The organism is Moorena sp. SIO4A5, from assembly GCF_010672005.1.
In the GTDB taxonomy this organism is placed as follows: domain Bacteria; phylum Cyanobacteriota; class Cyanobacteriia; order Cyanobacteriales; family Coleofasciculaceae; genus Moorena.
Window position 1 is genome coordinate 1 of sequence record NZ_JAAHHZ010000341.1, and the last position, 4,981, is coordinate 4,981.

Below are 4,981 nucleotides of genomic sequence, written 5' to 3' on the forward strand. Positions count from 1 at the left end.
AGGCTTGAGCCTTCTCCTCTGGTGTGCAGCTTGCGGTAGCCACTGCCTCGTCAATGATAATCTCACGGATTAACGGTGGCAGCAATTGGTAACCAGCTAGCAGGGGAACAATTTCTTCTGCACTAATGACGCGATCGCCTATTCGTAAAACTGTAGTTGTCCCCATAAGAAATGTTTGGCTTTGTGGTAGCGCGGTTGTGGATATGATTTAGATATCGCCCACTGTATATTATAATTCCTAACTCTAAAGCTTCAACAGTACAGTTTTTGCACATTTACGAAACTAGGGTATGGGGAAAACGCTTTCTCGGGTTTTTGCTACTGGGTAACTGACTACTGACACCACATTACTTGATGTCATTCCATGGGTTGCAGTAATGGGGTTGATTTTGCCTTGCCCACGGAGCAAATGGCTTATTGGTTGAGGCTCGGTTCTGAGCAACTGGGCTGACGGCTAATAGCTGATACCTGAGTACTCGCCACTTGGTATCACTATATATTAAGTTTTAAAAAGATTTGGGAAAGCCAAATAAATCTAATCAAAGTATCTCAAATAACAAAACCAGGATCACAGACCCTAGAGCACCGAGCTATTACAAGGGTATTACAAGTTGCGGAGATTGATTTTACCTTGGTGACTGATTAGCCGAATAGCTATCATTTCATAATAACATAATTCTGATTTTAGAGCATGTGTAACATTGTTAGTCTGTCATTGATAATTAGTCTAAGCTAAGAGATTGTCCTGCCGTTGGGATAAGCGTGAAGCGTAACTATTGCAGAATATAAATCCGACCTGGCATTCTGTCATGATTATAATTACTGAGCAACCAAAACTCGCTGCTTATCGCTCTAGTTCATTGGTCTGAGTCTGTATTTCATTTTTCGCGGGTTTCCCCATTAGCTAGGTCTGTGTTTTACTAGTTCCCTCACATTTTTGTTTGTGTTTGTTCAACTGACTTCTCACCCCTAAAACCCCAATGGCTAGTAACCCCAATACAGAGGTTGGTTCTGGAACTGAGGTGGGATCAGTGGGTGTTGGCACTGAGGGGGGATCAGTGTGTGTTGGCACTGAGGGGGGATCAGTGGGTGTTGGCACTGAGGGGGGATCAGTTGGTTCCAGTCTGACTACATTGACATTATCGATTAGTAGTCCTGAATCAAAGGCACCATCCCCAACATCTGTTACACCTATGGTCAAGGTGTAGGTTCCAGAGCCAGCAATTTTCTGAGAGTAGGTGCTAAAACCAGTTTCATTCACAAACGGTGTCATGGAATCAGCTAATACTGAGAAGGTATCAGCCAAACCATTCAACTGACCGGAAATTCCCACAAAAGCGAAGTCATTAAAATATTCAGAACCGAAATCATCTGTGAGGAAGTTGTAATCGAAATTAAGAACATCTCCTGCAACTGCTGTAAAGGTAGTTCTGATTGCTGATCCTTCAAACACCTCCCCCTTTCCTTTGCCGATCTGATCCAGCACTGTAATGTCCAGCTCTAGAAAATTGGCTAGCTCCACGAAGTTTTCTTGTTCCTGGGGAAGGAATGTATCTAGCTGGGCATAGAAACTGCCGTCAGTAGGTTGACTACCAAAACCTGCAGTGCGCACAGAAGCACTACCCAATATTTCCCAGCCCGTAAAATAATTTTCAAAACTACCATTAGTGATGATGGTGGCTGAGGCAGGATTAGTATCAAATAGACTGGCCACACCGATCAGGCTGACAATACCTGTTCTCAAAGAGAAGCGCTTGTAGTTTTTAAGGTCAAACATATTGATTATCTTTGTTGAGAACTAGAGATTAGTCATTGGTAGATGCTTCCCAGTTCCAAAGTGGATATTTTTTCCGAGTAGACGCTCTTAACCCATCTGACAGTCTTAGGTTGAAGACTGACCAGATTGCTGATTGGTTCCACACCTAAACTCGAAGCTGATCGTGAAAATCCGCGCATCACCTGTGGTTAATCATGCGATGATAAAATCGCCATCAACTATATCTAGATTTATATCGTTTTTATCAACATTTTTTAGGATAGCTAATGTTCTGAAGGGGGTGTACCCTTGAATACCATCTGGATCTACTCTAATATAAGTATCTGAACCAAACTGCTCAATTGTCAACCAATCTCCAACATTGGCATCTGAATTCAAACCTTGGTTGTGAAAAAGATCCCAAAAGAAACCAGAGGTTATAACCACAACATCTTCATCGTTGGGATCGAAATCTTCAATGATGTCCATCCTCTCGGAAAAGTTACTATACCAGGTCAGATCACGATCATCATCATAACCAAGGTTGATAAAGTCACCTCCACCACCTCCAAATACAGTGTCAGCCCCCCCTTGAGCGTCGATATTATCTGGCTCTGGGGTACCTGTGAGCCAGTCCCCTTTGTCTGTGCCATGTAGTGGATTAACATTTCGTGGATTAATATCTCGGATTTTCATAAGTGTTTAGTATGTGCTAACTCTGTGGTTTTTGATTGTTTTAATCATTTCCTTTAAGTCATGAGCAGAGGCATATTTTTCTCTATTAACGAGAAAATAATAGTTACTGCTACTGAGGGTTTAGAGTGGCAGCACACCCAGGAATTACTCTCCTAAAAGAGAAAACTATATTTTTCTCCTTGTCCATAAAAACCAGATAAATCCTAACTCATTTTTTCAGTATAAAATTGGTTTTAACACTAAAAATATTTCCCATAAACAATCTTTACTAACAGTTTAAAAATAGTGATAGTTTGTGTGGAGAATGTGAAGAATTTGATAATAATAAGGAAAGGTCAAGTGATGATGCTTATTCTTAGTTTTTCAATCCACTTAGAGGAAAATCCGGAATACTTGTCTGACAATTTTTCTGGTTATATCACAAGTGTTATCACAATTGTATAGACAAGATGCAGCCACAAAGGGAGGTAAGGCGCGCAAAAGCTATTAAGGGATTAAAGGGATGAAAGGGCTAATAGCAGGAAGAGGGTTAAGAGGGAGAAGAGGGGGAAGTTATAGCACTACGCATTAAAGTTAGGACATTGATACAAGCAGCAAAACCTTGTGTAGTAAACTTTTGCCTCTTGCCTCTTGCCTCTTGCCCTTGCGCGTAGCGCTATATACCAATTTCATTTATTCGAGCTACAGATGCTGAGCAGGTATAAGTTACAGGTTGCAGGTGATCAGCTTACAGGTGATTAAGCTAGTGTGCATTTAATGGGCATATTTTATACTTTCGGAATTAGGGAAGGTAGACAAGGGGGGATAAAGGGGCAGTGTTGTCTTTCCACTCTTGTCTCTCTTCCCAGTCTTCCCCCAGAAAAGTATTGCTGATCAAGGTGTCCTCTACTCCAGATTGAGTGTGCCATTCACCGATAACCCAAGCCTCGATGGTGATGATTTTGCCAAAAAAGCCGTCTCATTCGTCTATCCCCTGGTTTAGCATTGGCATGACTGCCATTGTTTTACTGTCACTCGCCCTGCGATTTTGGGGGTTGGGTCGATTTAATCGCCTAGTATTCGATGAAGTTTACTACGCTATATTTGCCAATAACTACTTAACCGGTACTTCCTTTTTCAATCCCCATCCTCCCCTAAGTCAGTACATCATTGCCATTGGCATCTGGATTGGCTCTCATCTACCTTTTGGACAGGATACAGTTAACGAGCTGACTGGTTCCTTACGCTCTACCTGGAGTTACCGATGGCTGAATGCCCTGACGGGTTCTTTGATTCCGATCGTAGTGGCGGCTCTGGCTTATCAACTCAATCGACGTCGCAGCTATGCCTTGATTGCTGCTCTGTTCGCAGCTACTGATGGTTTATTCCTGGTAGAATCCCGCTATGCCCTGAACAATATATATTTAGTGATCTTGGGATTACTGGGTCAGTTGTTTTTCCTTCTGGCTCTGAATCATCAGGCTGCCAAATCCTGGCTGATGCTAATCCTATCTGGTGTGTTTTTTGGTGCTTCCGCAGCGATTAAGTGGAATGGCTTGTGGTTTTTGTTAGGGATTTATATAGTATGGGCTGTCGCTTGGGTATGGCAATTATTTAGAACCTATTTTGGGCAGACAACCCGTACTCGCTCCATACCATCGGGACGCCATCCATTACAAAACCTGACCCAACTGAATATCGGGCACATCCTGCTGAACTTGGTGATTTTACCAGTTGTTACTTACAGCCTGCTTTGGATTCCTCACTTACTGATGAATCCTAGCCCTGGATTCTGGGAGTCTCAAGTCAAAATTTTAACCTTCCATCAAAATGTGGGCAGTGGCACTGATGTCCATCCTTACTGTTCCCGGTGGTATACTTGGCTGTTAATGTGGCGTCCGGTTGCTTACTTCTATCAGACTGCTAGTCACAGCCCTGAGGCTGTTCCCACTGACTCCCTCTTATCGGCTGATGCGAGCAATGTAATCTATGATGTCCATGCCATGGGCAATCCTTTCCTATGGTGGCTCTCGACTACAGCTATTTTGTTGCTGCTGCTGCTGTTAACCCAACGCATCTTAGAAGGGGTGGGCTGGAAATCTATACCAACCTCCTATACCTGGATTACCCTCTATTTGATCGTAAACTACGCCGCTAACCTATTGCCCTGGACGAAAGTGACTCGCTGCACGTTTCTTTATCATTACATGGGAGCTTCAGTGTTTTCTGGATTAGCACTGGCGTGGCTAGTTGACCGCTGGCTACACAGTGAGAAAAACCAGTATCGTAGTGCTGGTTTCACTGTCATCTTGGTAGTTGTACTAGCTTTTATATTCTGGTTACCAATTTACTTAGGTCTACCCTTGTCTGAGTCAGGTTATCAGCTGCGGATGTGGTTCCGCTCCTGGATTTAGGGACAATTTATTAATATCAGGGTTCAGCACTTATTGATGTTTTAGATAATGAAGAATGAGAAGTTGATCAGCATTTATTTTGCCGCCTGTGGCTAGTCAATAAGAATGACATAAGCCAATATAGGGCTGAGCAATA

General features: G+C 42.8%; 4 protein-coding genes. 2 read left to right on the top strand and 2 right to left on the bottom strand.

What is annotated here, in order from left to right:
- Positions 1–904: 904 nt before the first annotated feature.
- On the bottom strand, positions 905–1,777 hold the full coding sequence (locus F6K57_RS36545; RefSeq protein WP_293073088.1) for a PEP-CTERM sorting domain-containing protein: 873 nt from the start codon (positions 1,775–1,777) through the stop codon (positions 905–907).
- Between the two features lie 192 nt (positions 1,778–1,969).
- Complete coding sequence (locus F6K57_RS36550; protein ID WP_293073091.1) at positions 1,970–2,452, bottom strand: hypothetical protein; 483 nt, start codon at positions 2,450–2,452, stop codon at positions 1,970–1,972.
- A gap of 832 nt (positions 2,453–3,284) precedes the next feature.
- On the opposite strand from F6K57_RS36550, the gene F6K57_RS36555 reads away from it, so the two are divergent.
- Positions 3,285–3,434, top strand: coding sequence for a hypothetical protein (locus F6K57_RS36555; protein WP_293060874.1), 150 nt, complete (start codon positions 3,285–3,287; stop codon positions 3,432–3,434).
- Positions 3,435–3,441: 7 nt separating this feature from the next.
- Positions 3,442–4,845, top strand: a complete 1,404-nt coding sequence (locus tag F6K57_RS36560) for a phospholipid carrier-dependent glycosyltransferase (protein ID WP_364305606.1) — start codon at positions 3,442–3,444, stop codon at positions 4,843–4,845.
- The last annotated feature ends 136 nt before the right edge of the window (positions 4,846–4,981 follow it).